At 43.3% G+C, this 25516-nt stretch carries 37 protein-coding genes; 36 read left to right on the top strand and 1 reads right to left on the bottom strand.

Going from position 1 to position 25516, the window contains the following annotated elements; all coding sequences use genetic code 11:
- Window positions 1–25: 25 nt before the first annotated feature.
- The 5 genes from MKY73_RS21720 (at window position 26) to MKY73_RS21700 (ending at window position 4235) form a co-directional block, all read left to right on the top strand.
- Window positions 26–1156 (top strand): ABC transporter permease, encoded by a 1131-nt coding sequence (locus MKY73_RS21720; protein ID WP_339303410.1) that lies wholly within the window; start codon window positions 26–28, stop codon window positions 1154–1156.
- Window positions 1153–1830, top strand: coding sequence for an ABC transporter ATP-binding protein (locus MKY73_RS21715; RefSeq protein WP_339303409.1), 678 nt, complete (start codon window positions 1153–1155; stop codon window positions 1828–1830). Before MKY73_RS21720 ends, MKY73_RS21715 begins: the two co-directional genes overlap by 4 nt.
- Window positions 1831–1957: 127 nt before the next feature.
- Entirely contained in the window at window positions 1958–2533 is a 576-nt protein-coding gene (locus tag MKY73_RS21710; RefSeq protein WP_339303408.1) for an NUDIX domain-containing protein, read from the top strand.
- A gap of 382 nt (window positions 2534–2915) precedes the next feature.
- Entirely contained in the window at window positions 2916–3923 is a 1008-nt protein-coding gene (locus MKY73_RS21705; protein ID WP_339303407.1) for a phosphotransferase, read from the top strand.
- Window positions 3924–3941: 18 nt separating this feature from the next.
- The gene (locus tag MKY73_RS21700; RefSeq protein WP_339303406.1) at window positions 3942–4235 is read left to right on the top strand and encodes an RNA polymerase alpha subunit C-terminal domain-containing protein; all 294 of its coding nucleotides are present in this window, start codon (window positions 3942–3944) and stop codon (window positions 4233–4235) included.
- Window positions 4236–4254: 19 nt separating this feature from the next.
- Here the strand turns inward: MKY73_RS21700 and MKY73_RS21695 are convergent, their stop codons facing one another.
- The gene (locus MKY73_RS21695) at window positions 4255–5193 is read right to left on the bottom strand and encodes a hypothetical protein (protein ID WP_339303405.1); all 939 of its coding nucleotides are present in this window, start codon (window positions 5191–5193) and stop codon (window positions 4255–4257) included.
- Window positions 5194–5483: 290 nt separating this feature from the next.
- On the opposite strand from MKY73_RS21695, the gene MKY73_RS21690 reads away from it, so the two are divergent.
- The 31 genes from MKY73_RS21690 (at window position 5484) to MKY73_RS21540 (ending at window position 25491) form a co-directional block, all read left to right on the top strand.
- Window positions 5484–5990 (top strand): DUF2569 domain-containing protein, encoded by a 507-nt coding sequence (locus tag MKY73_RS21690; RefSeq protein ID WP_339303404.1) that lies wholly within the window; start codon window positions 5484–5486, stop codon window positions 5988–5990.
- A 142-nt stretch (window positions 5991–6132) separates the two neighbouring features.
- The gene (locus tag MKY73_RS21685) at window positions 6133–6747 is read left to right on the top strand and encodes a histidine phosphatase family protein (protein ID WP_339303403.1); all 615 of its coding nucleotides are present in this window, start codon (window positions 6133–6135) and stop codon (window positions 6745–6747) included.
- 52 nt (window positions 6748–6799) lie between these two features.
- Window positions 6800–7456 (top strand): pyridoxal 5'-phosphate synthase, encoded by a 657-nt coding sequence (locus MKY73_RS21680; RefSeq protein WP_339303402.1) that lies wholly within the window; start codon window positions 6800–6802, stop codon window positions 7454–7456.
- Between the two features lie 76 nt (window positions 7457–7532).
- Window positions 7533–8105, top strand: a complete 573-nt coding sequence (locus MKY73_RS21675) for a GNAT family protein (RefSeq protein WP_339303401.1) — start codon at window positions 7533–7535, stop codon at window positions 8103–8105.
- Window positions 8106–8137: 32 nt separating this feature from the next.
- On the top strand, window positions 8138–8770 hold the full coding sequence (locus MKY73_RS21670; protein WP_339303400.1) for a hypothetical protein: 633 nt from the start codon (window positions 8138–8140) through the stop codon (window positions 8768–8770).
- 140 nt (window positions 8771–8910) lie between these two features.
- Window positions 8911–9867, top strand: a complete 957-nt coding sequence (locus MKY73_RS21665) for a radical SAM protein (RefSeq protein ID WP_339303399.1) — start codon at window positions 8911–8913, stop codon at window positions 9865–9867.
- A gap of 284 nt (window positions 9868–10151) precedes the next feature.
- Window positions 10152–11165 (top strand): phosphodiester glycosidase family protein, encoded by a 1014-nt coding sequence (locus MKY73_RS21660; RefSeq protein WP_339303398.1) that lies wholly within the window; start codon window positions 10152–10154, stop codon window positions 11163–11165.
- Window positions 11162–12175, top strand: a complete 1014-nt coding sequence (locus tag MKY73_RS21655; protein ID WP_339303397.1) for a bifunctional glycosyltransferase family 2/GtrA family protein — start codon at window positions 11162–11164, stop codon at window positions 12173–12175. Before MKY73_RS21660 ends, MKY73_RS21655 begins: the two co-directional genes overlap by 4 nt.
- A gap of 121 nt (window positions 12176–12296) precedes the next feature.
- The gene (locus tag MKY73_RS21650) at window positions 12297–13007 is read left to right on the top strand and encodes an AAA family ATPase (RefSeq protein WP_339303396.1); all 711 of its coding nucleotides are present in this window, start codon (window positions 12297–12299) and stop codon (window positions 13005–13007) included.
- Between the two features lie 73 nt (window positions 13008–13080).
- Entirely contained in the window at window positions 13081–13569 is a 489-nt protein-coding gene (locus tag MKY73_RS21645; RefSeq protein ID WP_339303395.1) for an isochorismatase family cysteine hydrolase, read from the top strand.
- Window positions 13570–13828: 259 nt separating this feature from the next.
- A complete protein-coding gene (locus tag MKY73_RS21640) occupies window positions 13829–14350 on the top strand; it encodes a GNAT family N-acetyltransferase (protein ID WP_339303394.1) in 522 nt (173 codons plus the stop codon).
- Between the two features lie 24 nt (window positions 14351–14374).
- Window positions 14375–14785, top strand: coding sequence for a hypothetical protein (locus MKY73_RS21635; protein ID WP_339303393.1), 411 nt, complete (start codon window positions 14375–14377; stop codon window positions 14783–14785).
- Window positions 14786–14934: 149 nt separating this feature from the next.
- Complete coding sequence (locus MKY73_RS21630) at window positions 14935–15417, top strand: hypothetical protein (protein WP_339303392.1); 483 nt, start codon at window positions 14935–14937, stop codon at window positions 15415–15417.
- Between the two features lie 70 nt (window positions 15418–15487).
- Window positions 15488–15952, top strand: a complete 465-nt coding sequence (locus MKY73_RS21625) for an NUDIX domain-containing protein (RefSeq protein ID WP_339303391.1) — start codon at window positions 15488–15490, stop codon at window positions 15950–15952.
- A gap of 48 nt (window positions 15953–16000) precedes the next feature.
- Window positions 16001–16636, top strand: coding sequence for a hypothetical protein (locus MKY73_RS21620; protein WP_339303389.1), 636 nt, complete (start codon window positions 16001–16003; stop codon window positions 16634–16636).
- 47 nt (window positions 16637–16683) lie between these two features.
- Window positions 16684–17187 (top strand): DUF4188 domain-containing protein, encoded by a 504-nt coding sequence (locus MKY73_RS21615; RefSeq protein ID WP_339303388.1) that lies wholly within the window; start codon window positions 16684–16686, stop codon window positions 17185–17187.
- 25 nt (window positions 17188–17212) lie between these two features.
- Window positions 17213–17713, top strand: a complete 501-nt coding sequence (locus MKY73_RS21610) for a hypothetical protein (RefSeq protein ID WP_339303387.1) — start codon at window positions 17213–17215, stop codon at window positions 17711–17713.
- A 209-nt stretch (window positions 17714–17922) separates the two neighbouring features.
- Window positions 17923–18369: a LytTR family DNA-binding domain-containing protein gene (locus MKY73_RS21605; protein ID WP_339303386.1), complete on the top strand. Its 447-nt coding sequence runs from the start codon at window positions 17923–17925 to the stop codon at window positions 18367–18369.
- Window positions 18366–18776, top strand: coding sequence for a hypothetical protein (locus tag MKY73_RS21600; RefSeq protein WP_339303385.1), 411 nt, complete (start codon window positions 18366–18368; stop codon window positions 18774–18776). Before MKY73_RS21605 ends, MKY73_RS21600 begins: the two co-directional genes overlap by 4 nt.
- A 15-nt stretch (window positions 18777–18791) precedes the next feature.
- Window positions 18792–19190, top strand: coding sequence for a hypothetical protein (locus MKY73_RS21595; RefSeq protein WP_339303384.1), 399 nt, complete (start codon window positions 18792–18794; stop codon window positions 19188–19190).
- A gap of 126 nt (window positions 19191–19316) precedes the next feature.
- A complete protein-coding gene (locus tag MKY73_RS21590) occupies window positions 19317–19664 on the top strand; it encodes a hypothetical protein (protein WP_339303383.1) in 348 nt (115 codons plus the stop codon).
- 372 nt (window positions 19665–20036) lie between these two features.
- The gene (locus MKY73_RS21585; protein WP_339303382.1) at window positions 20037–20879 is read left to right on the top strand and encodes an adenylyl-sulfate kinase; all 843 of its coding nucleotides are present in this window, start codon (window positions 20037–20039) and stop codon (window positions 20877–20879) included.
- Window positions 20880–20947: 68 nt separating this feature from the next.
- Window positions 20948–21445 (top strand): YcxB family protein, encoded by a 498-nt coding sequence (locus MKY73_RS21580; RefSeq protein ID WP_339303380.1) that lies wholly within the window; start codon window positions 20948–20950, stop codon window positions 21443–21445.
- Between the two features lie 15 nt (window positions 21446–21460).
- Window positions 21461–21646 carry a hypothetical protein gene (locus MKY73_RS21575; RefSeq protein ID WP_339303379.1) on the top strand — a complete coding sequence of 62 codons (186 nt, stop codon included), beginning with the start codon at window positions 21461–21463 and terminating at the stop codon, window positions 21644–21646.
- A complete protein-coding gene (locus tag MKY73_RS21570; RefSeq protein ID WP_339303378.1) occupies window positions 21627–22265 on the top strand; it encodes a histidine phosphatase family protein in 639 nt (212 codons plus the stop codon). Before MKY73_RS21575 ends, MKY73_RS21570 begins: the two co-directional genes overlap by 20 nt.
- Before the next feature lie 20 nt (window positions 22266–22285).
- Window positions 22286–22429 carry a hypothetical protein gene (locus MKY73_RS21565; protein ID WP_339303377.1) on the top strand — a complete coding sequence of 48 codons (144 nt, stop codon included), beginning with the start codon at window positions 22286–22288 and terminating at the stop codon, window positions 22427–22429.
- 22 nt (window positions 22430–22451) lie between these two features.
- Window positions 22452–22964: a nucleoside deaminase gene (locus tag MKY73_RS21560; RefSeq protein ID WP_339303376.1), complete on the top strand. Its 513-nt coding sequence runs from the start codon at window positions 22452–22454 to the stop codon at window positions 22962–22964.
- The gene (locus tag MKY73_RS21555) at window positions 22961–23335 is read left to right on the top strand and encodes a hypothetical protein (RefSeq protein ID WP_339303375.1); all 375 of its coding nucleotides are present in this window, start codon (window positions 22961–22963) and stop codon (window positions 23333–23335) included. Before MKY73_RS21560 ends, MKY73_RS21555 begins: the two co-directional genes overlap by 4 nt.
- A gap of 41 nt (window positions 23336–23376) precedes the next feature.
- Complete coding sequence (locus MKY73_RS21550) at window positions 23377–23919, top strand: GNAT family N-acetyltransferase (RefSeq protein WP_339303374.1); 543 nt, start codon at window positions 23377–23379, stop codon at window positions 23917–23919.
- A 20-nt stretch (window positions 23920–23939) separates the two neighbouring features.
- The gene (locus MKY73_RS21545) at window positions 23940–24605 is read left to right on the top strand and encodes a Type 1 glutamine amidotransferase-like domain-containing protein (RefSeq protein WP_339303373.1); all 666 of its coding nucleotides are present in this window, start codon (window positions 23940–23942) and stop codon (window positions 24603–24605) included.
- Window positions 24598–25491 carry a PhzF family phenazine biosynthesis protein gene (locus tag MKY73_RS21540; RefSeq protein ID WP_339303372.1) on the top strand — a complete coding sequence of 298 codons (894 nt, stop codon included), beginning with the start codon at window positions 24598–24600 and terminating at the stop codon, window positions 25489–25491. The genes MKY73_RS21545 and MKY73_RS21540 overlap by 8 nt, the downstream gene beginning before the upstream one ends.
- The last annotated feature ends 25 nt before the right edge of the window (window positions 25492–25516 follow it).

Raw genomic sequence — 25516 nt, 5'->3', positions numbered from 1 at the left:
GTTATCAAGAGGGAGGTCACACAACATGTACTTGGCTATTCGGGAAATGAGGTATGCCAAAGGGCGGTATGCCTTAATTGCTACAATCATGGTGCTGGTTTCATTTCTGGTACTGTTTGTTACAGGTCTTGCACAGGGGCTGGCGTATGACAACGCAGCTTCGGTCAAAAATATGGCAGCAACCCATTTTGTGCTGGAACAGGATTCGAATCATCGTTTTACCCGGTCACAAGTGGATCAGGATCAGCTTAATCAAGCTCGCTCCGTGGTGGGGCAAGAGAACGCCGAGCCGCTCGGTGTGAAAATGACAACCGTCAGTCCAAGCGGCGACACGAAGAAGATCGATGTCACGTTGTTCATGGTGAACCCGGAAAGCTGGCTTGCTTCAACGGTTACCGAAGGGTCTCCGATTACGGACCGGACGAACGGGCAAGTTGTGGTGGACCATAAACTGACTGAATCAGGCGTCACGATTGGCACGGTTCTCGTCGATCAAGCTTCGGGAATGGAGTGGACCGTTGGTGGATTTGTACAAAATGAGTCATTCTCTCACTCCCCGGTAGTGTTCCTGAATGAACAGGAATGGCTTGCGCTTCAAGGAGGTTCACGAACTTCACAAGGTTCAGCTGACACCAACGCCAATGCTACAATGTACAATGCTATTGCGATCAAGGGTGCAGGCGAGCAGGTAGATAGTCTGAGTGCTGCAATGCCTAATACGGAAATCATCACGAAGTCGGATGCCGTATCGGCTATTCCTGGATATAAGGAAGAGCAAGGATCGTTGCTCATGATGATCGCTTTTCTATATGTCATCTCGGCGTTTGTGCTTGCGGTATTTTTCTATGTCATCACGATTCAGAAAACGAGTCAGTTCGGCATATTGAAAGCGATCGGAACGCGGAATGGATATCTGGCGGGTAGTGTTTCTTTACAAGTATTCATTCTATCGGTTGGTAGTCTGGTCATTAGCGTGCTGTTGGTTCGACTGTTTGAGTCCATTTTGCCAGCATCGATGCCGTTTCAATTAGGTTTATCCACGCTTGCCTTGACCTGTGTATTATTCATCCTCATGTCTGTGGCGGGTTCGTTATTCTCGGTGTGGAAGGTTACCAAAATTGATGCACTTGATGCGATTGGGAGGACTGCAGCATGAGAAACCGATTGGTATTGCAGGGAATTACCCAGACCTTTGAAGATGGCGGCAGTAAACGCACGATTCTGGATAAGCTCGACCTTGAGGTGGCCGAAGGGGAACTTGTGGCTGTGATGGGGCCTTCCGGCTCGGGCAAAAGTACATTCCTGTCCATTGCTGGCGCACTTCTTGAACCAACGGAAGGACGGGTTCTGCTGGACGGGGCTTCTATTATGGGCAAAAGCAAACAGGACATATCCGATATGCGACTACAGCAGCTTGGTTTTATATTTCAAAGTGCCAATCTCATCCCTTATCTGAAAGTAGAAGAACAACTCATGGTCGTTGCAAAGCTCGCTGGAACGGATAAAAGCAAGGCGGAGAAACGAGTGGATGCGCTGCTGGATACGGTAGGCTTGACTCATCGGCGGAAGGCGTATGCGGAGAAGCTGTCTGGCGGGGAACGTCAGCGGGTCGCCATTGCACGGGCCTTGATGAACGACCCGGCTGTCCTGCTCGCAGATGAACCGACAGCTAGCTTGGATGCGGAGCGCGGGCTGGATATTGTCGGCATGATTGCACGGCTTGTGAAAGAGCAGGGCAAGAGTGCAGTGATGGTTACGCATGATGAGCGGATTTTGCCGCTCTGTAGCCGGGTTCTTTTTTTGGAAAAGGGAAAGCTGGTACAGCATTAGACATTAGGTAAGTTTGTCAGGAATGGAACGATCTGATGTGGTTAAGGACGAGAAGGTCATGTATTCCCTCAAGGGGAAGGTGGCCTTCTTTCTTCATTTTCATCTATAATTGGAAGAGAAGATATAAATGAGAGATTTTATTTTACATAGAGAGGAACGGATGCGGTTGAGCAGCTTGAATGCAGAACAATTCCCGGCACTGACGACGTCGATTCATTGGGGCATTATTGAGGCAGAGTTGATATTAAATGACATCGTGGATGAAAAGCTGGTGAGCAATATTAGCATCATTCCATTTGTCGGGGATCAATGTGTTGTTTTTCAACTGGATAATGGAGACTGGGAGCTGCCTGGGGGGACGCTTGAAGCAGGTGAGCCGTATATGGACGGACTGAAGCGCGAACTGATGGAGGAACTTGGGGCAGATATGCGCTCCTATCAGATTTTTGGTCAATTCTATTGCACATCCAGTGCGTTGGAGCCATATCGACCGCATATTCCGCACCCCCATTTTGTAAGAATCATCGGTTATGGAGACGTTGAACTTGTAGCTGATCCGCTGAATCCAGAGGATGGCGAGCAGGTAGTTGCGGTGGAGGTAGTAGAGATTGATGAAGCGATTCGAAGATTCCAGAAGCAGAACAGACATGACATTGCGGAGATGTACTTACTGGCTCATATGCTGCGAGAAGAAGCTAAATAGTCATTTGAGGGACCAGATAGTTTAAATTCCGATATCCTCTACGGAGGTAATGATGATTCGAGATAAATTTAACGAGCTGCTGGATACTTTACCCGAATTGGAACTGAACCGCGCTATTGGGGGATTGAGCGTATTCATCAGGAATATAAGTTTAAGAAGAATTTGCAGGATAAAGGGGTTGTTGTCTCCGAACTGTACGAGGAATCTGAAGGGATTGTAAAGCAATGGGATGAAAGAAGCCAAGTATTATCTAAAGCAACTACATGCCAAATACGGAGACGAAAAGAGCTGGGCCATATTTGACAAGAAATATGCAGCCATTTTGCTGAGTACGGAATGTAAGCTTTGCTCCAGACAAATAGTCAAAATGAGGGGATGACATATGAACGATACTCAATATAATTTGAATTTCAATAAACTGTGTAGCGAATTACAGCTTGGTGAATTGATCAGTTCGCCCAAACCAATCTCAGGTGGACTTCTTCATCGAATGTTCAGCATTGAAACGACGCAAGCTAATTATGCAGTTAAGGCATTGAATCCACAGATCATGATAAGACCTTCTGCTGTGCAAAATTATATGGATTCAGAAAAAATAGCAAACGTGGCAGCTGAACATATCCATGCTCAACCTGCAAAAATGTTAAAGGGCGCTTCTATGCATAACATTGATAATCAATTCTATCTAATATTTGATTGGATTGAGGGTCAACGTTTGGAACAAGATGAAGTCACGATCAATAACAGTTCTCTGATGGGAACGATCCTTGCAGATATCCATAAAACAGATTTTAGACAACTAGAATTAGATCGTTCACAGGTGACTAATTCTAAAAAAATAGATTGGATGTTTTATCTAGACAAAGGAAAAAAGGAGAATATGGAATGGATTGAGATTCTGGATTCCAGTATGGATAAGCTGTATGAGTGGAGCACAAAGGCTAAGAAGTCTTCTTCACAGCTAGCGTCGGATAAAGTTATTAGTCACAGAGATCTGGAACCTAAGAATGTGATGTGGAGACAAGGCGAACCTATTGTTATAGATTGGGAATCGGCAGGTTATATTAATCCGATGCATGATCTGGTAGAAACAGCTGTGTATTGGTCAGTAGATAGCTCTGGAAATATAAACAAGGAAAAATTCTTGGCTTTTATAGGTGGATATAAGAAGCGAGTGGGCAGTCTAACAGCCAACTGGGAAGTGGTTCTGGATCATGGTTTTGCTGGAAAGTTGGACTGGCTCGAATATAGTCTTAAACGGTCACTGTGGATTGAATGTACGGATATAGAGGAACAGTTAGTAGGAACATCACAAGTCATTTACACTTTAGAGGCTTTAGAACAATACGAAAACATGATTTCTGATATGAAGAACTGGTTGAATGCTTAATTCAGGAGAGATGCCCATATGGCAAACGATAAAGGAACACTCAGAACATGCGAACAAGGACATTCGTATTATAAAAAAAGTGATTGTCCAACCTGCCCGACGTGCGAAGCTGAACGTAAACCGAAAGAGGGATTTCTAGCTTTGCTGTCCGCTCCCGCCAGACGTGCCTTGGAGAATGAAGGCATTGCGACACTACAGCAACTATCAGAGTACACGGAGAAAGAGATCCTAAAGTTGCATGGAATCGGACCATCTGCCATACCTAAACTGCGAAACGCATTGGAAGAAGAGGGATTATCGTTTAAGAAATAACCCTCTTCACTCCTTTACTTTAATCCAAAACAGAAGTAATCTCCTCCATCGTTACCTGGTAAAACAAGTTACCTTCACTGAGTAGCAGACGATGTTGGCGAAAATCCTGCCGTGCCTGCTTGAAGGGCTTATCAACTTCATTTAGCAAATCAATTCTCTGCCCCTTGCTGAATCTTCCGGGCTTCTCCATCTTCTTAAGCACAAACGTCCCATGGTTACCGTACCCGGCATCGAACAAGAAATGATAACCATCCGTACTGAAGCCGGAGGAACCGGAGATGTTTGGATTCATGAATGTAACGTTGGGTTCACGGGTGCCCCCTGAGATACAACCGAGTTCAAAATCGGTATAGAAGTAGAACCAGACTTGCTTCTCATTCACCACATTGAGTGCGTAACAATCCGCGATGTCAGCTTCACGATTTTCATATAGTTTATTCCCGTGCTCATCCCAGGCCAGCAGACCATATGATCCAATCGGATCGCTCCAACCGTAGTTACCAAATACCCCTTCATCAAAGTAACTGGTCCAGATCGTTCCCTTTTCTGTGACCTGCACACTTTGGATTCCGTCTCCCAACAAAAACTCGCGAATTGTATTTCCGTCCAGATCACACACTTTGGCGTTCAGATCAAACTGTTCATTCCCATAATTCGCACACCGTGCTCCGACGAGCAGCAGATGATCATGTAATGGTTGTACGTAATGATAATTAAAAGTCTGTCCCCAAATGACAACTTCCTCAATAGTTTGATCAGTCACAATAAGCACTTTGTACGTATAGCTTTGATTCAATTTACTTTGGACGAACATACCTAGTTTTCTTTCGGGGATCTGATTAATCAGCAGCACATAGACAAGGCCATCGCCGCCCCACTGGGTGGAAACGATATCGAAGCCTTCGACATAATTTGAAATATCGGCAAAAGGCAAAAGTTTTACTTTGGGATTGGACATATCCATATCCTCCTTTGTAGTCAAATGCTGAGTCACCATCTGCACCTGTATAAGAGGATTATGACGTACACGTACTAAACTGAACATGGCGGAAGTATAGCGAAGGTCTTCTTTGGCTTTCTTGACACACGTAGTACAATAAGGAAGTTGTGTAAAATTCTATATAAGAGGAGGAATGGAGAGATAGCTATAAGAAGTGTGAGAATACATAGTAGATTTGATTTGTATGAGTACGATTACGTGGAAGAATCATCTCTGAAAAACTAAAATGTATAAGGAAGTGTTACGAAGTGGAACCACATATTCAAGAACCAAAAACAGACTACCGTCCACTAGGTGTATCGGGTTTAGGTGGTTGGCTGATTCTCGTCCAGATCGGATTATTTCTTACGTTGATTTTCCTGGCGCTCCAATTGGTTCTGTATTGTTTGCCCATGCTTACCACAGAGACTTGGGAGTTGCTAACTTCGGAGCAATCTGAATATTATCACCCGCTATGGGGACCGGTCGTTATTTTTGAAACGGTATATAACGCACTGTTTTTAGTGTTTAGCATATATACCATCATTGCTTTGTATAGTAAAAAATCGATCTTTCCTCGTCTGATGATCATGTTTTATAGTGTCAGTCTAGCCGTTAGTGTCATTGATTATTTATTGTTGCTCCAGATTCCAATGGCAAGAGAACTTGAGGATGGAAGTTCTTTAAGGGATATTGGCAAATCGGTGCTCGCTTGTGCCATCTGGATTCCTTACTTTATCAAGTCGGAACGAGTTCATAACACTTTTGTAAGATAAATGGGTCGCAGGAAATGCCCGATTTTGGATAGAAGCTATCTGAGGTCGGGTTTATTTGATTCTATTGAAAGCATCTATAAACGTAAAGTAGGTATGTATGTTAAGGAATCTGTGCAGTGGAATCTGAAAAGGAGGAGAGATCTTGAAAATTTATCTGGTAAGGCATGGGGTGGATGAGGAAGGGTATCGAGGCGGATGGAGCGATCGTGGACTTACGGAACAGGGGATCAATCAATCCAAGAAACTCGGAGAGCATCTGCATCATCACGCTGAGGAATACAACATACATACGATCATGAGCAGTGATCTTGCTCGTGCAGCACAGACAACACGAGAAATTGAGAAGAGATTAAACATGCAAGCAATCTTCATGGAAGAATGGAGGGAGATGAATAACGGAGAGTTGGCAGGTATGCTTCATAAGGATGCAGAAGTTCATTACCCAGGAGTGTATTTCAACACCCTTGAGATGCATTCCCCTTTTCCGGGAGGAGAAAGTCCAAGAGACTTTTATAGCCGGATAAGCACCGCTTTCGAGAATCTTTTCAGAGGTCTAGAGGAGAATACACTCAAGTCCAATGTTCTGTTAATTACTCACGGCGGAGTGATTAACATCCTGTATTATCTGCTTGAGCATCGGGAATGGAGCAATCAGTCCAGCTTTTATCCCATGGGCAACACCAGTGTACATACCGTAGAAAAGGGAAGGCATGGTTGGAAACTTAGCAACGCAAATGTGTTGAGTCATCTAGATTAGTTGTTTACTTAATTAATTGAACTAAACATTCACACAAAACGGAGGCGATGACATGAGTAATCAACCCATTGAACTGCTACAACATTTGAAGTCTTTATCTGGACCATTTCCAACGTGGGATATGGGGCAGTTGCCGGAGCGGCCAGGGAAGCTATTTTTGGAGTGGTTGAGATTGGCGGTTGAGAACGAAGTGAAAGAACCTCATGCCATGACGATCTCCACCGTGGATCACGATGGTTATCCTGATGCGCGGGTGTTGATTTTGAAAAACGTAATCGACGAAACGTTCTATTTTGCCTCCAGTTCGGAGAGCCGAAAAGGGCAGCAGTTGAAGGAGAACCCTCATGTGGCTCTCACCTTCTACTGGCCTTCACTTGGAAGACAGATTCGGATAAAGGGAATTGCTGAGGATCAGGGAGATCAAGCGGGCGCTGATGATTTCCGCAAACGTTCAGCTGGAGCGCGAGCAGTTGCCATGACAGGGCATCAGAGTGAGGTTTTGAATAGTGAGGAAGTGCTGGATAATGCCATTGAAGCTCAGAAAGAACGTATCCAACGTGACCCCGATGTCGTTACATCTCAATGGCGTTTATATGCCGTAAATGCACAAGAGGTGGAGTTCTGGCAGGGAGATTCAGAGCGCAAGCATGTGCGAGTCCAATATGTGATGCAAGATGGGCAGTGGAAGACACGCAGGTTGTGGCCTTGATTGTATAACAGATGAGGCAGCGCGGATCGAACGGTTATGGATTTCTTTTCTTAACAATCTCAGGGAGGGCGAATCTATGAAAACGATTGAAAGTTTCTTCGAACCATTTCCGGTGTTGAAGACCGAAAGGACGATACTCCGGCCGCTTACCTATGATGATCTCGATGATATGTATAGTTATTGCGTTGTACCTGCTGTCTCGGAGTTCACCACCTGGGAAGCGCATCAGAGCAAAGAAGATACCAAAGCTTTTTTGGATTTTGTCATGAGCCGGTATGATGTGAATTTAATAGGTCCATGGGGCATTGAAGATAAACAAACCAAGAGACTGATTGGGAGTTGTAACTATCTAGGGTGTGATAGCGATAACAGGAGAGTCGAGTTGGGATATGTGTTATCTGATCAATATTGGAATCAAGGCTACATGACCGAAGTGGTGAAACGAATCATCCAATTTGGATTTGACGAAGTGGGATTGGAACGAATCCAGGCGCAATGTTTAGTGAAGAACACGGGCTCCGCGAAAGTCATGGAGAAGGCAGGCATGCAATTTGAAGGTGTGCTGAGGAAATATATGAAGGTGAAAAATGAACTTCAGGATCTGAAGATGTATGCCATTGTAAAAAAAGATTTCTATAACTCGTATTAAATATAGAAGGTATTTTGAAAGGGAGATCTAGGTTGAACAAAGGAATTCTTTATCTTATTCTATTCATGACTTTTTTAAGTAGCTCAGAAGGGGCATACAATCGTAATGCCGTTTCAAAAGAACCTCCTGCATCTCATGCAACTAAGATATTTACTGAGGATGAATTCCAATTTCAGATTAAATCCAAAGATATTACGATTAAACTCGGAAGTACTCGTGAAGTGGTTGAGCAGCAACTTGGACCCCACGTGGATTATTTCTACTATACTAATGTCTACCATTACAAAGATATGAGAATTCATTACAAAGATGGCATTGTGGATGGCATCATAATTGATGACTCGGCAAAGTTCAAAACGTATAAAACGCGAAGTGGGATAGGTTATGGAAGTACAGTTCAAGAGGTCTTCCAACAATACGGCAAAAAAGCTTTTATAGATACTAAAAAGGGAAAAGTACAAAGTATTACATATGTTATGGAGAAAAATAAACAAGGCAATTACCATGTCATACCGTCCTTTGATCATGCAATATTGGAAGGCGGATTTGAGAACATGAAAGGGTTGTCCATGAATTTTGATCAAAAAGGTCGTGTCTCATTCATCATGCTGGCGAGCCATGAGTTTGCCTATAATCCTGAGTTCAACATGGATGACATGCAATAGAGAGATTCTGAAATTACCTTATATCCCACCTGTACAACAACAAACGTACATAATGTCATATCGTGAACCTGATGCCTTCCGCTATAATCTTCAAGTTATCCAAATGTGGATTAAATGAAGTAACCAGGAGGTACAACAAATTGACGGCCAAAAACAAATATAAATCACTCGAACTGGAAACACCCGGCATATATGAGCTGGAAGGGCTTGAAGTGGGAGTGACATCGAACTGCAATTATAAATGTGACTACTGTTGCGCCTACAATCGGGATGATGGAGCATGCATCGATAGTCAGGAAGTGATCCGTATTATTCGTGAGCTTCCTCGTCTCAAGCGCGTGCGATTGTCTGGGGGCGAAGTTACCCTGAAATACCAGGATTGCTTGGAGATCGTGACGTACTGCGCGGCACATGGCATTGATACACAATTGAACAGTAATGCCAGCCTGCTGACAGAAGAACGGATTCTCGCGTTGCGTGATGCAGGCTTGTCCAACATCCATATCTCGTTCAATTATACGGATGCAGAGGCCTATGCTGCGTACTACCGTGTGCATCCTCGCATGTATGAGAGACTGGAGCAGAATATCCGCTTGTGTACGGAAGCTGGTCTGGAGACGGTACTGGAAACGTTACTGTTTGAAGGCAACCAAGCGAACATGCAGGCCATTAGCGATAAGGTGTATGATCTGGGAGTGCGCATCCATGAGATCCAGAACAGCATTAAGATGCCGCATACCGATTGGAGCCAGATTGTATCCAAAGCGTCTCTCATTCGATCTGTAACGGAATTAATTGAGCATAAAAAGCCAGATACAACGCTCTATTTCACCTGTATGGACCGGTTCGCTGAACAGTTGAATTTGCGGGATCAACCGGGCGTGTATTTCTCTAATTGTGTGGATGGCACGAAACAGCTGCACTTGCATGGCAACGGGGATATTCTCATCTGTGAGTTATGCCATCCTGTCGTCATTGGCAACATCTATAACGGAACGTCGTTGAAGGATATCTATGTCCAGCAGCCACCGGCGTTAACGGAATTTTTGGAAAAGCGCCCTTGTCCCGCATACGATGCTCTTTTTGCAGATGCATAACGGGAAGATTTGTTGAAGATATGTGATATGTATGTTGAACGAATATGTACATGATAACAGCGGCATTTAGGGTTATATAGATTAAAAATCAGGGTGATCTGATTTCCTTAATAGGAAAACGGATGGCCTTTTTTGTTATAAATTGAACCAGCGATTGGAAGGGTGGTTCTGTCATCGTAGTATCAGTGTGAATATTCTCGACTTCAATGGATTTGGTTTCAGATTCATTTAAGCTACCCGGCCTAATATGGCCTTAAGAACTTAGATGAAGAGGTGAGCTTCACATGATGAAGATGTATCAGAAACCAACCCGGAAAGACCCACATAAAAGACCAATCTCCCCAAGAAAGCGAAGATGGCTCATCATCACACTTGTCATGGTGCTCGCGGTAGGTGGAATCCTGTACAGCCTGGCTGACCGTTATCTGATCCGGCATGTGCAGGTGGTTGTAGCGGATGAGAACACGGCAACGGCAGCAACAGGTAACACGAATGATTCCACCAGCACTTCGACCACCGCAACTGAAGTGAATGCAACGTCAGATGATTGGAATTATTCGAGTGATGATATGAAGGTCCATATTGATAAGGTCCAGTCAGGATCTGGCTCGGACCAGATTACGTATTATGTCGCTGATGTTCAGCTAACAGATGCAAGCAGCTTGCGATCCGCGCTGGCGGACAATAGTTTTGGAACAAACATTACCGAGAATACGTCAGAGATTGCCGCAGCCAACAATGCGATCTTTGCCATTAACGGTGACTATTACGGATTCCGTGATGATGGTGTCATTATCCGAAATGGGACATTGTATCGGGATAGCCCGACACGGGATGCACTGGCCCTGTTCAATGACGGAACGATGAAAACATATAACGAGAACGAGATTTCCTCCTCGGAACTGCTGGCCGAAGGCGCAACCAATACGTTATCCTTTGGGCCCATACTTATTCAGGATGGCGAGATTGTCAGTGATTTTAGCAGTGTGAAAATTGACAACAACTTCGGCAACCGCTCCATCCAGGATGCGAACCCAAGAACTGCGATCGGCATGATTGCTCCGAATCATTATGTCTTTGTGGTGGTGGACGGACGGCAGGACGACAGCCGTGGCATGACTTTGGCAGAACTGGCGGATGTCATGAAAGGCCTCGGAGCAACTGAAGCCTACAACTTGGACGGCGGCGGTTCATCCACGATGTATTTTATGGGCAGAGTCGTCAATAACCCGCTGGGACGTAACCAGGAACGTGGCGTAAGTGACATTCTATATCTGACGGAGGGACAAGGATCATGACGATATTAATTCCATCATATGAACCCGATGTGCGTTTGCTGAATCTCGTTCTGCAACTACAAACATTCAAACTTGGACCCATTATAATTGTGGATGATGGCAGCGGCCCAGGTTACCGTGGCATTTTTGAAACGGCAGAAGCCTATGGTTGTACGGTCCTGACACATCCCGTCAATCTGGGTAAGGGCAGGGCGTTGAAGACAGGATTTCAGTATATCAAAGAGTACGGACCACAGGGCGGTGTGGTGTGCGCAGATAGTGACGGACAGCATCTGCCACATGATATTAAGCGTATCTTCGAAGCGCTGCTCGCACAAACGACAACAGGAATTGTACTCGGCAGCCGTCGCTTCAGCGGTAAAATTCCAGCACGCAGCCGCTTTGGCAACACCGTCACACGGGCGGTCTTTTCCCTCACGACAGGTACCAAAGTATATGACACGCAGACCGGTCTACGCGGTTTTCCTTACGCCATGCTGGACTGGTTGAACCAGATTCCGGGGGATCGGTTTGAATACGAGATGAACATGTTGTTAACGGCACACAAGGAAGGGTATGAGATTACGGAGGAGTTCATAGATACGGTGTATCTGGATCACAATGAGTCCTCCCATTTCCGCCCGCTGGTCGATTCATTCCGGATCTATAGGCCAATTCTGATGTTCAGCACATCTTCGTTGCTGTCTGCTCTAATTGATTTTGGACTACTATTCGTCATTCAGTATTTCAGTCACAATCTTTTTCTCTCGGTTGTTGCAGCGAGACTATGCAGCTCACTCTTCAACTACACGATGAATCGGAGGTACGTATTTTCAGCTGGACGAACCTCGAAGGTTCGGCAGTCTTTGCCCAAATACTTCTCACTTGTTCTACTGGTGCTGTTATTAAACTATGGTTTACTGTATTTTTATAATGAAAAACTGATTATTCCGCTGCTAGCAGCCAAGCTGTTAACCGAGGTGTCCATCTTTGTATTCAGCTATTGGGCGCAGCGCAGATTTGTCTATTAAACTGAAGAAAGAGTAAGCCTATGGCTTGCTCTTTTTTTGGTTGATACGGTTTCATATGATCCTGTAATAGGTTACGATGGCAAGGGAATGAATTTGAGCTAGAACACATAGGGGGACGATTATGTATCTTCGAAGTGTAGAACTCATGTCGGCCAAGATTGAGAATCGGAACCAATATCCTTTTGACATCCCCGCGATTCGTTCATTGGAACGTTTGGAGCTCACGAATAACATTACTTTTTTTGTAGGTGAAAATGGTTCTGGGAAATCTACGCTGCTAGAGGGCATCGCTCATCAATGTGGATTCAATACCGCAGGGGGCGGCAGGAATAATACCTATGAGACACATGCTTCGGAATCCTCGCTCGGGAATTATCTCAGGCTGGCATGGTTGCCCAAAATAACGAATGGTTTCTTCATGCGCTCTGAATCGTTCTATCAATTCGCATCACATGTCGACGAGATGCCAGAATCACTTCAATATTATGGCGGGCGTTCATTGCATGAACAATCTCATGGTGAGTCTTTTCTCAATCTGTTCGTCAACCGCTTCAATTCCAAAGGCATTTATCTGCTCGACGAGCCCGAAGCCGCTTTATCTCCAGCAAGGCAGCTCTCGTTATTGCGTATCCTTCATGATCTGTCAGGCACTTCGCAATTCATTATTGCAACACACTCACCTATTCTGCTCGGATATCCGGGGGCGGAAATTTTAAGTTTTGACGATAGCCATATACAAGAGGTAACCTATGAGGATACCGACCATTATCAGATTACCCGCAGCTTTCTGGAGAACCGCGACCGGATATTGAATGAACTTTTTAAGGACTAAATTAAGTTATTCGTGTAAACAAGGAAAAATACTAAACCATGCAACGTAAAATGTATTGTTGAGGAGTGATCGGATGAAAGTTGGTTTGCTAATTGTTGATATGCAAGAGAGTATTGTGCGGAAAAAGATGGATCAGACTTCGATAGACCATGCATGTGAGTACATTAATCATGTTGCAGGTGTGCTGCGCACGAATAATCATGTGGTCATTCACGTACAGGATGTGGAAGGGATGGAAGAGGCAGCGCCAGATGAGTATCGCATTATTCCCGAGGTGGATGTGAATGAGAAGGATATCACGATTACGAAGGAAGCATCCAATGCCTTCTGGCAGACTGATCTGGAGCAGGTGTTGAAGAGTCATGGCATTGAACTATTGATCATCGCCGGGTTTGCCGCAGAGGAATGTGTTCTATTCACCTATAACGGAGCGATGGAGCGAGGTTTCCGACCGGTAATGTTGCAAAATGGAATTCTAAGCACACATCACGAAGCGGTGATCTCAACGTACAGAGACCGCAATGTGATCTCATATCCTGTGGTTGATTATCTAATCCATTAAGGGTTGGCTACATGCCAGAGGATAATTGGTGGAAAATAAAGATAAGACCAATAATTGGACTCTGTAGGGAGTCTTTTTTTTGTACATATGTGCATGTCGACCGTGAATGTATGGTTACTCTATGGTTTAAACCAAACTTTGCCTATATCTGCTAGGGGTGAAACGATATATTGAGAACAGGGCGCAGCAAGCTCTTTGTGGATATCGGGAAAGTCCTGTATGGGTCACGAACCAACTGATTAACTAAGGGAGATGTGGAATGAAGATGAATGTGCAAATTACGCGTATTTTGGCAGAACAAAAGGAATTGTTTCTCAACCTGTTCAACTTGTATTTATATGATCTGTCTGAATATTCTGGAGAAGATCTACTAGAAGAGGGGAAATATGATCCAACGAACACCTATTTATATCTGGAACGCGATGAATTACATCCGTTTTTCATTCAGTATGAAGGGAAGGTTATTGGATTCGTACTGGCGTGCTCACCTCCATATGTGCCGGAAGATGTGGATTATACCGTGCAGGAGTTGTTCTTGGTCAAAAAGTATCGCGGACAGGGACTTGCAGCACAGGCGGTCGACTTGGTTTTAGCTCAATTTCAGGGTAGATTCAAAGTAGAACAGCTCGCTAACAATGCAGCAGCAGTTTCGTTCTGGAAAAAGTATTATGAGCAACATCAGATTGAATATACCGAGTCTGAATATAATATAGAGATTGACAACATCACTGGAAGCCACCGGATTTTGTCTCAGACTTTTGTGCGTGAAAGAGAGAAATAATATGTAACTTAGAAGGTGATTAGCTTGTTTATTATCGTTGGAACTAAGGGGAATTTGAAGTGGATCTCTGGTGTGTTTCAGACAGAAGATGTCGCTAAACAGTACATGGATCTTATACCTGATGAGCTTAAGGTATACCAAGAATTCATTCAGAAAGAGAACATCACCTATCCTTTTTATATTATAGAGCGTCAGGAATCTCTATTTAGGTTTCTAGGCAAAGATGAAGTGATTTCACTTTTCGATCATACGGAAGTATCAGAGGACGAAGATGAGGTGCACTTCAATATCTACACAGTGGATTCAGATTATAGACCGAAGAAACCTGGAACAGATTACATGGGAGCACTGAGGCATGATCATGTGACCAATGAATTTATAGAAATGTATCGTAAAGAGGGAACAGAATTTCTGAATAGACGAAGGGTTTTATGAATGTAAGGAAGTTTTTTCACGGTCCTATTTTGCTTCTCCTAATTTGGGAGTTAGATAGGATCTTTTTCAATTTCCATTTACCAATACATGGGTTATGATGAATTAAGAGGAGTCTATGGGAGTGAGCGTGTAAGGGGGCGTATGTAGGTATGCCGAAGCATCATTTTGTTATCGAAAACAAATCGCAAGTAGACGGGAATATTCATACTTCCTACTCCTGGGATTCTCATGGCATGATACATAAAAGTGGGTTAACGCCAGAGAATCATGCAACCTTGGAAGACGAATTCATTGCATACCTCTATGATTCTCTTCAATGGTTGGATACATGGAATCCATCTACCTGTATGCGATGTAGTGGACTAAACAACGATGGAGTAACTATTATTGAAGAACAGGATGCTTTGTTAAAGTTTCATCAACTGATTCAGGCTTGGATTGATCTATTCAGCCATGCTACCGATCCGATTGTTCTAACAGGGAGTTACTGTTTTGATGGAAAAGAACAGAAGGGCTGCTACGAGAAACTCGTGTACAACAAAGTTGAATTAATCGACGAATTACATAAGCTTGCGAACATGGCAAAGTATGCAGGGGTAAATGGAAAATGTATTGTGCATTTTGGGATATAAATCAATAGAAATGTTTTCTGATTAAAATCGTATGCTGTTGAGAAGCAACCCAACAGAGAGGAGCAGAGATATGACTAGTCGTATTGTAGTTACGGGTGGAGCTATTATTCGAGATCATATGGGAAGGGTTCTGCTGCAAAAGAGATCAGATTATGGAGATTGGGGATTACCCGGTGGTGGTATGGAGCCAGGTGAACGAATCGAAGAAACCATGATTAGAGAAGTGAAAGAGGAAACAGGGCTTGAAGTGAGCTCTTATGAATTGTCCTCGATCTACACGGGCGAGAGAATGCACTATACGTATCCGGATGGAAATGAAGTAGTCTTTGTAATGTTTTTATTTGACGTTATTGCGGAGTTGGAAGGAAAACTCTGTGATGACCAGATGACTCTTTTATTTGAAGATGAACAAAAGGAATCATTACAGCTTGTTTTCAGATATCTTGATGAGATTGATATTTCGACAATAAACAATGTGCAGAAGCCTATATTTGTAGATTTGAAGCAAGGAGAGTCTAAACTATTACGCGAGTGATAGCGTAAATACAGTAGTTTTACATTGATATCGAAAGGAGCTTTTACATTGCCTTGGCCTATGGTTCATTTTGCAATTGCATCCGAATTGATCTCCGAGCCATCCCCGGAATTGTTATTGGGAAGCCTCGCTCCTGATTCCATCCATGTAAGAACCAATCTTCGTACCGAAAAGGCAAAAACCCACCTCATGCCAGAGGCGGGAAGGTTTGCAACAGATGAAGAACTTAAAGCTTTTTTTGAGTCGAACAAGAAGTTAGCTTATAGAGATCCCAAATTCATGCAATATCTGTGCGGTTACATCGCCCATATCTATACGGACCGCGTGTGGACATTCGATATATATCCTGCATATGAAGTTCACCCCAATGGAAGAAACGTGTATACAAAGGATGTCACGAAGCTTGAATTTTTGATTTTACGGAATTGGAACGGGGCCGATGAATGGTTAAGTGAACTGAACGTGGGAAAAGCATATGATTTAGGCGGATTGCTGGAAGCTGAGGTGTATCAGTACAGGGGAGAGAAACTTGAGTTTTTAGCCAACCCTGGCAACGAACCTTCGGGTGACTTCAATGTTATATCCTTGGAAGCTATGGAGGAGTTCTTACATACAACAGGATTAGCGCTAAAACAATTGTTTACCGAATGGAATGTGTATGAAGTTTTATGTGAAAGGAAATAGCATAATGCAGAAAACAAATCCGATTTTATGTTGAAAGGAGGAGTGACGTGGTCAATATTCATAAGGGAAGATATTCAGCTCAGATTGAGGGAGAATTTGTTGTTTTTATCATCGGAATGAGGATTAATCGTCTGTGGGCTATACATAAATGGCTGCCTGTTCTACAGTCTATGGGCCCGATGATTAAAGAGCTGTATATGAATCCGGAGACCGGATTTCTGAGTACAGAGTATTTTGTAAGCTGGCGTGGGGTGACGTTACTTCAATACTGGCGATCTTACGATGAATTGGAGAAATACGCACGGGGCGGACTGCACTTGGAAGCTTGGAAAAGATTCAACCGCTCCATTGGTTCCGATGGAACTGTGGGCATCTATCATGAAACTTACAAGGCTCAATCGGGTTCCTTCGAGACCATATACGCCAACATGCCCGAATTCGGATTAGCTAAAGCGTCTGAACACGTGCCTTCGACAGGCAAGATGGAGACATCCAGAAGCAGAATGGGCGGAGAGAATGACCCGGCCGTGGATACACTAGAGAATCCTTAAATTAGTGAATAGAGAGGAGCATGTTATGAAGGCTAGAATTCGGCCAGAAGATATATATTCCAAGCAATTAAGCTGGCTGTGTATTGAACCGATGCTTGTTTCCGTGCGGGGCAGAGATATGGCTGCCAAAACAGAGATATACCGACAGTTACATGAGGGGCAACAAGCTTTATTTTTGTTCTATTCCTATCACAATCACACGAAGAGTCTGGCAGAATTTTATTGGTTTTCGGCGTATAACATTACTCAGATCAAGAGTTGGAATGGGATTAAAAATGGGATGCGGTTTTTTCATTTAGATGAGATGGTGAATGTACTGGATCAGATAGAGAGCCTGATTACGGATCACAATTGGGTGGATGAAGTGTGGCGTGAGGTGCTGCCAACCGATCTGGAGAAGGACCCGATCCTACTTCAGAGAACAGAAGCATTATATGCTAATTATCAAGCCGTGGCACAAGAAGCTATTACACACATGAACGAGATGATCCTGCAAAATCAGGAGATGTATCTGGAGATCGATTAACATTAACCTAGCACCATTATATGAAAAGACTAACTCATGCCTTGAATGCTCCGGATGAGTATATAGAAGAACTGCTCCCATGGAGTGGTTCTTTTTGGTATCTATGAAGTAGCGATGCAACAAACCTGCAAAATCCTGCAACAAAACGCAATACAGTGGGATTGTTGTAACTATGCTTGTAATATGAGTTGTGAGAGGAGGGCCAACACATGAAAGTCATTTTTGAAGAGGACACGTCAGTTGAAAAAAGAGTAGCCAAGGTCACTACACATCCGGAGGAAAAGTCGAAGTGGGATCGTATTCAGAAGGCGATCTGCGAATCAGAAACTCAATTAACGGTCATCCATGCCAAAAATAATCGCAATATGCAGATCCAATTGAGCTCGGTGGTTGCCTTTGAATCAGAGGATCGGATGTGCTGTGTCCGGGTGATCTCAGGGGAGAGATATTTGCTTAATAAACGTCTGAAATTTGTAGAAGAGGATCTGGATGACGTTCATTTTGTGAAAATTAATAATCAAACGATCATCAATACACGATACATCACCGCATTCACTGCAACAGACCATGCCCGAATTAAGGTAGACCTGAGCGATCGCTCCAGCTACTTTGTCAGTCGATTTTATATTAAAAACTTTAGGGGGAAATTATCATGATGACTCAACTTAGACATTCTTTTTTTCAAGTATTCACGATGATGACGCTATGGATCACACTCTTGGCAACCATATTCTTTGATGATCTACCCATTCAGATGTCCTATTTATGGAACATAGCGGGTATTGCTCTCATTGCAGCTGTGTTGTTTGGAGTGATGTATAACCTGCTATGGAACCATTTTACGTTAAAACCGGTATGGAATATCGTCATTTCTTCCACATTCAATATTGCTGGAGGTATGGCGATGGTATGGTTATTTTCGGTAGATATGTTCCAGTTCATCGCTCCCTGGTTCCCCGGTATGTGGTTATTATCCATCGTGCTGCACATCATCGCTTTTTATTTTTATGCTAGAATAGATAGCAGGAAAAAAGCGGAAGAGTTAAATAACATTCTCAAGTAGGCAGGGAGTGCACGTATGAACGAGGAAGAACTGTTGCAGCTGTATGGATTGGAACCAGATGAGCTTAACCGGAAGGACATCCGACAGCTGCTACACCAAGAGATAGAGAATCGAAACTTAGAGGATAACGAAGTTCTAAAACTGTTGTGCATTATGTTGTTCTGTATCGGGATTGTAGAGGACACCACGCTGATCTGGCAGGCCAAACAAAAGAATCAGGATACGAGCAGTTATATTGATGTGCAGTTATTATGTGGTGCAGGGTACGAGGAGACATTGTTTTACCTGGAAAAGATGGACGGGGAACAGGCGCACAAGGAGTTGCTGTATCTTAGACAGTGCGAGCCATATGATTTTGTTGATTTCTCCAAAGTGGAATGGGTCTTGGACTACAAACGATATTACGGTGTTTGAGGATAAACGAGTTAACGGACATATCGGAAGGAGGGGGGAGTATGCCAAGTTTGCATGACATGATTGAGTGGTTGGGTTTTGGCGAAGAGCGTAGAGATTTCTGTTCAAGAAGCGAGGTGAAATGGGATGAAGCCTGAATACACGCAACATGGTAGCAAGAGGAAGACAGGACTTAGAACAGGCATTGTTGTATTTGTTGTTCTGCTCGTTATTCTAGTCATGACTAATCCAAACGAAGAGAATTTTGTCGCCTGGCTCTCAAGTGAACATGGTATCCATGCTTCGTATAATGTGGATGAAGGCAGGACGTTTACGCAGACGATCGACGGTGACGAAAAGAGGCTTCACTACAAAGGTGGACACATACGTCATATGGGGATCTTTTCAACGTATAGTTATCTTTTCTTGGATCATGAAGAAAAAGAGATCCAGATTGAAGCGGTTGGCATAATGAACATGCTATGGAATCGATAGTTAGATTCACTATGGACAGTTAAAAAAGTTAGGAAAAAGTTCTGCTGATATCCACGCTCTATGCCTGATGTAACTTGTGCAGAGAAGCGTGTTTTTGGCGTGAGATGCTTTATACGTTGGAATGGCTAATTTAGTTCGTTCGCAAATCCCACATTATGGGTTATGATGTACCTTGAGAGAAAATTTTACATTGATAGGAAGTCTTCTTCTTGAATATACAAATACCCGTATGCGTTATTTATACGATTTTTGGAAAAAGAAGAAAGATGGCGATTCTGCACAATGGGTTATTGCAGATATTGATTAATAACATAATGTCTGACACATGGAAGATTTATATCTTCACATTCACACAACATAAAGGGTGATGCAATGATGACAAGGCGATTAATACTGATTGAAGGTTTACCAGGTTCAGGCAAGTCAACGGTTGCCCAAATGGTATCCGAAATTTTAAAGGGACAAGGCAAAAAGGTACAACTATTTCAAGAAGGGAACCTGGATCACCCTGCTGATTACGAAGGTGTTGCTTTTTATGATGCTGGAGACTTTGAAGTTTTATTGAAAACGTATGAAGAATACAGAGAAATTATGGTAAGCAATGCAACTGCCCATGGCGATGGTTTTCTGATTCCTTATCGTAAGATGAGAGAACAATGGGGAATAGAGCTTCCCGATCACATTGTACAGGATATTTTCAACCGAGATATTTACGAAATTCCTTTTGAGCAGAATGTGAAGCTGATCACTGAGAAGTGGCAAGATTTTACGCAAAACGTGTTAAGCACGAATGATGACTGCATCACGATATTTGAGTGTTGTTTTATCCAGAATCCACTGACCATGGGTCTCGTAAAATGCAATCAATCCAGAGAGCAGAACGTGCAGTATGTATTGGAACTGGGGCGTATCATTCATGCTCTGAATCCACTGCTCATCTATATCGACCAGAAAGATATATCCTTTACCTTTGATAAGGCGGTTAGTGAAAGACCCAAAGAATGGTCAGAGGGATTCATTCATTATTATACGAACCAGGGTTTGGGGCAAGCGCAGGGGTATCATGGTGTTCAGGGTACGGTTCAAGTTTTACAAGAAAGAAAGAAGCTGGAGTCCGAAATCTATGACTTACTTCAGATGGAAAAGGTATGGCTGGATAATTCGCAATATGACCGCGAGGTTTGTAGAAACAAACTAGAAAAGATTCTGGAGTAAGGAGAATTTGTTAGCTTCAATTTGGAATGAATTGATAAATTACAACGAGTGGAGGAAAAAAAGAAAACATGATGCATATTCAGCTGACAGAAGAAGATTACTGGGAAATGAACAAATTTGCGATGTTTAAACTGTATGGGAAGGGGATGCTGATCGCTGTATGTGTGCTGCCTGTGGCTATTGCCATCATATTTAGACAACTGGATTTTTCATGGATACAAGCTACTATTGCTGCGCTGCTTTGCAGTATTTTTGCCAATGGTATGACCTACATACGAACCAAAAGGAAAATTAAGAAATTGGCACGTGAGAGCAAAGGCATACTGGGTGGTCATCAACTTGAAATTACAGAGCAGGAGATTCGCTGGAGCAACGATATGACTTCAGGTGTAACGCAGTGGAAAGGTTTGGAAAGCTTCAATGAGACAAAACAATATTTCTTTATTTTCATTAATAAGGCAAGTGCACATGTGATTCCGAAACGATCTTTTGAAACGGAGGCGGAAGCAGTTCGGTTTGCAGAACAGGTCAGAACATATATGAAAACTGCTCAGCATAATACATAACGGAGGTTTATTTGCATGGTTTTGTTGGAAGTAGCATTGATTGTTGTAACAGCTTTATTGTTAGGGATTGGTGCAAAAAGCAAAAGGAAACTATTGCTTAAATGGGGGATAGCCAGTTTTATTTTATTGCTCGGACTTGTTATTTTTTCATTCATCACGGGATTCATAGATGGAGTGTCCGATGGATGGTCAGCAAGATGAGTATTTAGAAAACAAAAATATACGTATGAGAAGCTTCAGGAATAGAGGGATTATGGACATTACATTTATTCGTCATGGTCACGGTGAACACTTGGTAGATTACCCTTATCAATTAAATGGCCTGCATCCTGGTCTCACTGAATTGGGAAAACGTCAGGTTATAGCGTTACGTAAACAAGTGGTTGTTGCACCTGAAGACGTCATTTTGGTTAGTCCAACCAAACGTACGATTGAAACGGCACTCCTTTTAGCTGAAAATATCAATCTTACGTTCAGCCCGCTGGTTGGCCCAAGAATGTTTCCTCAGAATCCGGATTTTGTTGCTTATGTCTGCGATCAGACCTATTCCAAGGAAGAACTCAGCCATAAGTATCCTGGCATAAGAATGCTTGATTTGGGGCTGGATTGTTGGAAGGAAAGCATTAATCAGATGGATGCATATCGATTCAAGATATTAGCTGAACAGCTTCTGGAGTGGTGCAGGAAACAGAGGGGCAACACGTTTATCATTTCCCACGATGGCACGATTACAAGCTACAGGATGTTGCTTGGAGAAATAGGATTAACCAGAAGTGATTTTCTTGGTGAAGCAGGTCAGTACACAATGAGGAACGTTTAACGAGTCAAGGAGATCCGGTCATGACTTATTTTCCTAATATAGAGACTGAACGATTGCACCTTCGGGAGTTAACCATTGCGGACCGAAAGGTTGTGTATGAACATTTTGCTAAACCGGAAGTGCCCGATTTATGGAGAAGCAATCTGCTGTATAAGCGACTATAACTGTACTTAGGGAGGATATTCAATGAAGTTATCGGATTATGAATATTTAACTTTGGCTATGGAAGAAGCAGAGCAATCACTGATTGAAGGAACGTATCCGATTGGTGCGATAATCGTTGATGTAGATGGGAATGTCGTGAGTAAAGGCAGGAACCGGGTCTACTCTGCTTGTGATCCCACCGCACATGCTGAAGTGGATGCCATTCGTCGGGCTGGACAACATTTGCTGGATGTGGAGAAGAAGAGATACACGAAGAACGATCTGACACTCTATACTACCTGTGAACCTTGTCCTATGTGTACCTGTACCATACTAATGTCGGGTATTAAAAAGATTGTATGGGCAGCGGATGATGAAGAGTACGGAGGGCTTCGACGTTTCAAGGAAGGGCCTCATTTTATCCATATGTTTGACACGTTATCCTGTGTTGCAGCACCATACCTTGATCTGGAAAATAAACAGAGAGCTTTGCTCGCCAAATGGAATATTGGTAGAGGGGTACTTAATACAGAGTGGGAGATTCCCAAACAATGAAATCTGTTCCGTTCTCTATCCTGTTATCCAGTGTCGTTTTGGGTATCTGCTTTATCATTGGCTGTATAATTTTAACCACTCATGAGAGAAATAGTGAACTCACTCAGGCAGTAGAGCAAGTAGTACCAAACGATAAAGTATTATTGACGATGCAAGAAACTGCCGAGTATCTGAGTATGACTGAAGAACAGGTGATGAGTATTATTAAGGCTGAGCAAGGGAGTTTCAAGGTGGCAGGTTTCTTTGATGGGAGAATGTTTCCGTTCATTAAGGTTCAGGATCAATTTTTTGTGAGTAGAGTTGAGTTGGACTTGTGGGTTCAAGAAGCATCTGCAAGCCACAGAAGATATATTAACGGGCTGATGCAGTAGTCTATGGGAATGGTGGCATAATCCTAAGGAGATGAATTCACATGGAATTCGTGGGACAGAAAATTAAAATAACTACAGTTACAGAACAAGACCTCAACTTCATAGGTCAACTTGAATGTGACACAAGCGTATGGAGCTTCGAGGAAACTGTTGAAACAGATGAGGAAAAGGTCCGTGAGAAATATCGCAGCCATTTTGCTGTCGCAGATGAGAAACCGTATGCTTATGATTTCGTTATACGGCGCGTGAATGATCCAGAGGATACATCCATTGGTATTGTTCAGATGTGGAGTTACGTGGATCACCGAAAAAGCTGGGAACTTGGATTCGCTGTACTTTCGGAATACGCAGGTAGAGGATACGGGAGTGAAGCTACCCGACTTTTGCTACATTTTGCATTTCAAGAGTTACAAGCTCATAAGGTTGTCGGCATGTGTAATTCACAAAACGTCCGCTCAGCAGCACTGATGCAGCATGTGGGTATGACACGGGAGGCCGTCTTCCAGGAAGAACTATGGTGGAACAAACAGTGGACAGACCAGTATTTTTTCTCGATTTTGGATAGAGAGTTTAAGCCAGTCTAATAGATACGGGAGGAAATCAGATGACTAGTTTGGTTCTGCTAAGTGATTTGGTGTTCGAATCTAACGATACATTGGATCAGAGAATACGAAGCTTATTCCACAGTGAACAGCCTTCCATCGGCTATATACCTTCATGTTCCGACGCGGAGCGAAGTTATTTTGAGCACACTAGACGTTACTATAACCAAATAGGAATAGATAACATTCAATATTATGATCTTGATCTGCAGTACGAGGAGAACACATTTGGCTCTATTTTAGAGTGTGATGCAATTCATCTATCCGGCGGAAATACGTTTTATTTTCTAAGTCTATTACAGAAGAGAAATGTGCTAGGTTTGCTGCGTTCCTATGTGAAGAGTGGTGGCATGCTGATTGGGGTCAGCGCAGGTAGTATTCTGACTACGCCTACGATCGAGATCGCTGGGCATGGGGAAGATGCAGATGAGAACGAAGTGGGTTTGAAAGATATGAAAGCACTGGGGCTTGTTGATTTTGAATTTGCACCGCACTGGGATGGTTCGGAAGACACCCTGGATTCATTAAGAGAGTATACCCGTGTTAATCGTACGGCGGTTTATGCGTGCCAAGATGGTGGCGGGCTTGTAATTGATGGTACAAGCGTAGAGTTATATGGAAATGTGTGTCTCGTAGATTACAGAGAAAGTGGGTCAAGTGATGAGTAATATTAAGGTCTATCATTATGATGCTTTCTCCACAGTTCCTGGTCAAGGTAACCCGGCAGGAGTGGTCTTTGATGCTGATCATTTCAGTGAGGCGGAGATGCAGCAGATCGCTTATCAAGTTGGTTTTAATGAGACGGTATTTGTGTTGAAATCTGAAGTAGTTGACGTCCGATTACGTTATTTTACGCCGGGCCATGAGATTAATCTGTGTGGACATGCCACAATGGCATCCCTGTATGGATTAAAGACGCGTGGTATGCTGGGTGACCGAGAGTTAATCACGATTGAAACCAATGTAGGCATACTACCTATTCGATTTGAGCGAAATGATAACATCATTTACATGGAGATGAAACAGGATCATCCGCAGTTTATACCGTTCCAGGGGGATATCGAGAAGCTGGTAAGCGCCATAAACCTCACTCTGGATGATGTGGACCATTCTAAGCCAATCGTTTATGGGAGTACGGGAACATGGACGTTATTGATTCCCATTCGTGATTTGAACTCTTTTATGAAAATGAAACCGGATTCTTCCCTGTTCCCAGGAATTTTAATTGAGAATCCCAAAGCTTCCTTACATCCCTTTTGTTTCGAAACTCGTGATTCCGATGCGTTGATGCATGCCAGACATTTCTCTTCACCTTACTCAGGTACGACGGAAGATCCAGTGACTGGAACAGCCTCCGGGGTGATGGGTGCTTATTATTTAACCTATGTGAAACCGGAGATCGATGAGGTACAGTTTGTGGTAGAGCAGGGGCATGAGATTGGAAGAGATGGAAAGGTTCAAGTGAGCGTAATTCGGGATGGAGAGGATATGGATGTCAGAATGAAGGGGACAGCTGTTTTTGTGCGTGAACTGAACGTTGAATTGGATACCTGATCTATACATAAGGGAGTTGCTTCTG

Origin of the sequence: Paenibacillus sp. FSL R5-0519 (assembly GCF_037974275.1) — a bacterium.
Taxonomy (GTDB): Bacteria; Bacillota; Bacilli; order Paenibacillales; family Paenibacillaceae; genus Paenibacillus.
The sequence above is the reverse complement of the archived record's forward strand: the minus strand, read 5'-3'. Positions and strand labels throughout refer to the sequence as shown.

Coding starts and splice junctions, on each gene's coding strand:
- MKY73_RS21660 (WP_339303398.1), top strand. CDS start 10,152: ATGATGAAGATGTATCAGAAACCAACCCGGAAAGACCCACATAAAAGA.
- MKY73_RS21720 (WP_339303410.1), top strand. CDS start 26: ATGTACTTGGCTATTCGGGAAATGAGGTATGCCAAAGGGCGGTATGCC.
- MKY73_RS21590 (WP_339303383.1), top strand. CDS start 19,317: ATGAAGCCTGAATACACGCAACATGGTAGCAAGAGGAAGACAGGACTT.
- MKY73_RS21560 (WP_339303376.1), top strand. CDS start 22,452: ATGAAGTTATCGGATTATGAATATTTAACTTTGGCTATGGAAGAAGCA.
- MKY73_RS21710 (WP_339303408.1), top strand. CDS start 1,958: ATGAGAGATTTTATTTTACATAGAGAGGAACGGATGCGGTTGAGCAGC.
- MKY73_RS21545 (WP_339303373.1), top strand. CDS start 23,940: ATGACTAGTTTGGTTCTGCTAAGTGATTTGGTGTTCGAATCTAACGAT.
- MKY73_RS21575 (WP_339303379.1), top strand. CDS start 21,461: ATGGTTTTGTTGGAAGTAGCATTGATTGTTGTAACAGCTTTATTGTTA.
- MKY73_RS21585 (WP_339303382.1), top strand. CDS start 20,037: ATGATGACAAGGCGATTAATACTGATTGAAGGTTTACCAGGTTCAGGC.
- MKY73_RS21550 (WP_339303374.1), top strand. CDS start 23,377: ATGGAATTCGTGGGACAGAAAATTAAAATAACTACAGTTACAGAACAA.
- MKY73_RS21540 (WP_339303372.1), top strand. CDS start 24,598: ATGAGTAATATTAAGGTCTATCATTATGATGCTTTCTCCACAGTTCCT.
- MKY73_RS21565 (WP_339303377.1), top strand. CDS start 22,286: ATGACTTATTTTCCTAATATAGAGACTGAACGATTGCACCTTCGGGAG.
- MKY73_RS21630 (WP_339303392.1), top strand. CDS start 14,935: ATGCCGAAGCATCATTTTGTTATCGAAAACAAATCGCAAGTAGACGGG.
- MKY73_RS21580 (WP_339303380.1), top strand. CDS start 20,948: ATGATGCATATTCAGCTGACAGAAGAAGATTACTGGGAAATGAACAAA.
- MKY73_RS21640 (WP_339303394.1), top strand. CDS start 13,829: ATGAAGATGAATGTGCAAATTACGCGTATTTTGGCAGAACAAAAGGAA.
- MKY73_RS21625 (WP_339303391.1), top strand. CDS start 15,488: ATGACTAGTCGTATTGTAGTTACGGGTGGAGCTATTATTCGAGATCAT.
- MKY73_RS21700 (WP_339303406.1), top strand. CDS start 3,942: ATGGCAAACGATAAAGGAACACTCAGAACATGCGAACAAGGACATTCG.
- MKY73_RS21680 (WP_339303402.1), top strand. CDS start 6,800: ATGAGTAATCAACCCATTGAACTGCTACAACATTTGAAGTCTTTATCT.
- MKY73_RS21570 (WP_339303378.1), top strand. CDS start 21,627: ATGGATGGTCAGCAAGATGAGTATTTAGAAAACAAAAATATACGTATG.
- MKY73_RS21655 (WP_339303397.1), top strand. CDS start 11,162: ATGACGATATTAATTCCATCATATGAACCCGATGTGCGTTTGCTGAAT.
- MKY73_RS21600 (WP_339303385.1), top strand. CDS start 18,366: ATGATGACTCAACTTAGACATTCTTTTTTTCAAGTATTCACGATGATG.
- MKY73_RS21705 (WP_339303407.1), top strand. CDS start 2,916: ATGAACGATACTCAATATAATTTGAATTTCAATAAACTGTGTAGCGAA.
- MKY73_RS21650 (WP_339303396.1), top strand. CDS start 12,297: ATGTATCTTCGAAGTGTAGAACTCATGTCGGCCAAGATTGAGAATCGG.
- MKY73_RS21675 (WP_339303401.1), top strand. CDS start 7,533: ATGAAAACGATTGAAAGTTTCTTCGAACCATTTCCGGTGTTGAAGACC.
- MKY73_RS21645 (WP_339303395.1), top strand. CDS start 13,081: ATGAAAGTTGGTTTGCTAATTGTTGATATGCAAGAGAGTATTGTGCGG.
- MKY73_RS21695 (WP_339303405.1), bottom strand. CDS start 5,193: ATGTCCAATCCCAAAGTAAAACTTTTGCCTTTTGCCGATATTTCAAAT.
- MKY73_RS21605 (WP_339303386.1), top strand. CDS start 17,923: ATGAAAGTCATTTTTGAAGAGGACACGTCAGTTGAAAAAAGAGTAGCC.
- MKY73_RS21595 (WP_339303384.1), top strand. CDS start 18,792: ATGAACGAGGAAGAACTGTTGCAGCTGTATGGATTGGAACCAGATGAG.
- MKY73_RS21610 (WP_339303387.1), top strand. CDS start 17,213: ATGAAGGCTAGAATTCGGCCAGAAGATATATATTCCAAGCAATTAAGC.
- MKY73_RS21715 (WP_339303409.1), top strand. CDS start 1,153: ATGAGAAACCGATTGGTATTGCAGGGAATTACCCAGACCTTTGAAGAT.
- MKY73_RS21555 (WP_339303375.1), top strand. CDS start 22,961: ATGAAATCTGTTCCGTTCTCTATCCTGTTATCCAGTGTCGTTTTGGGT.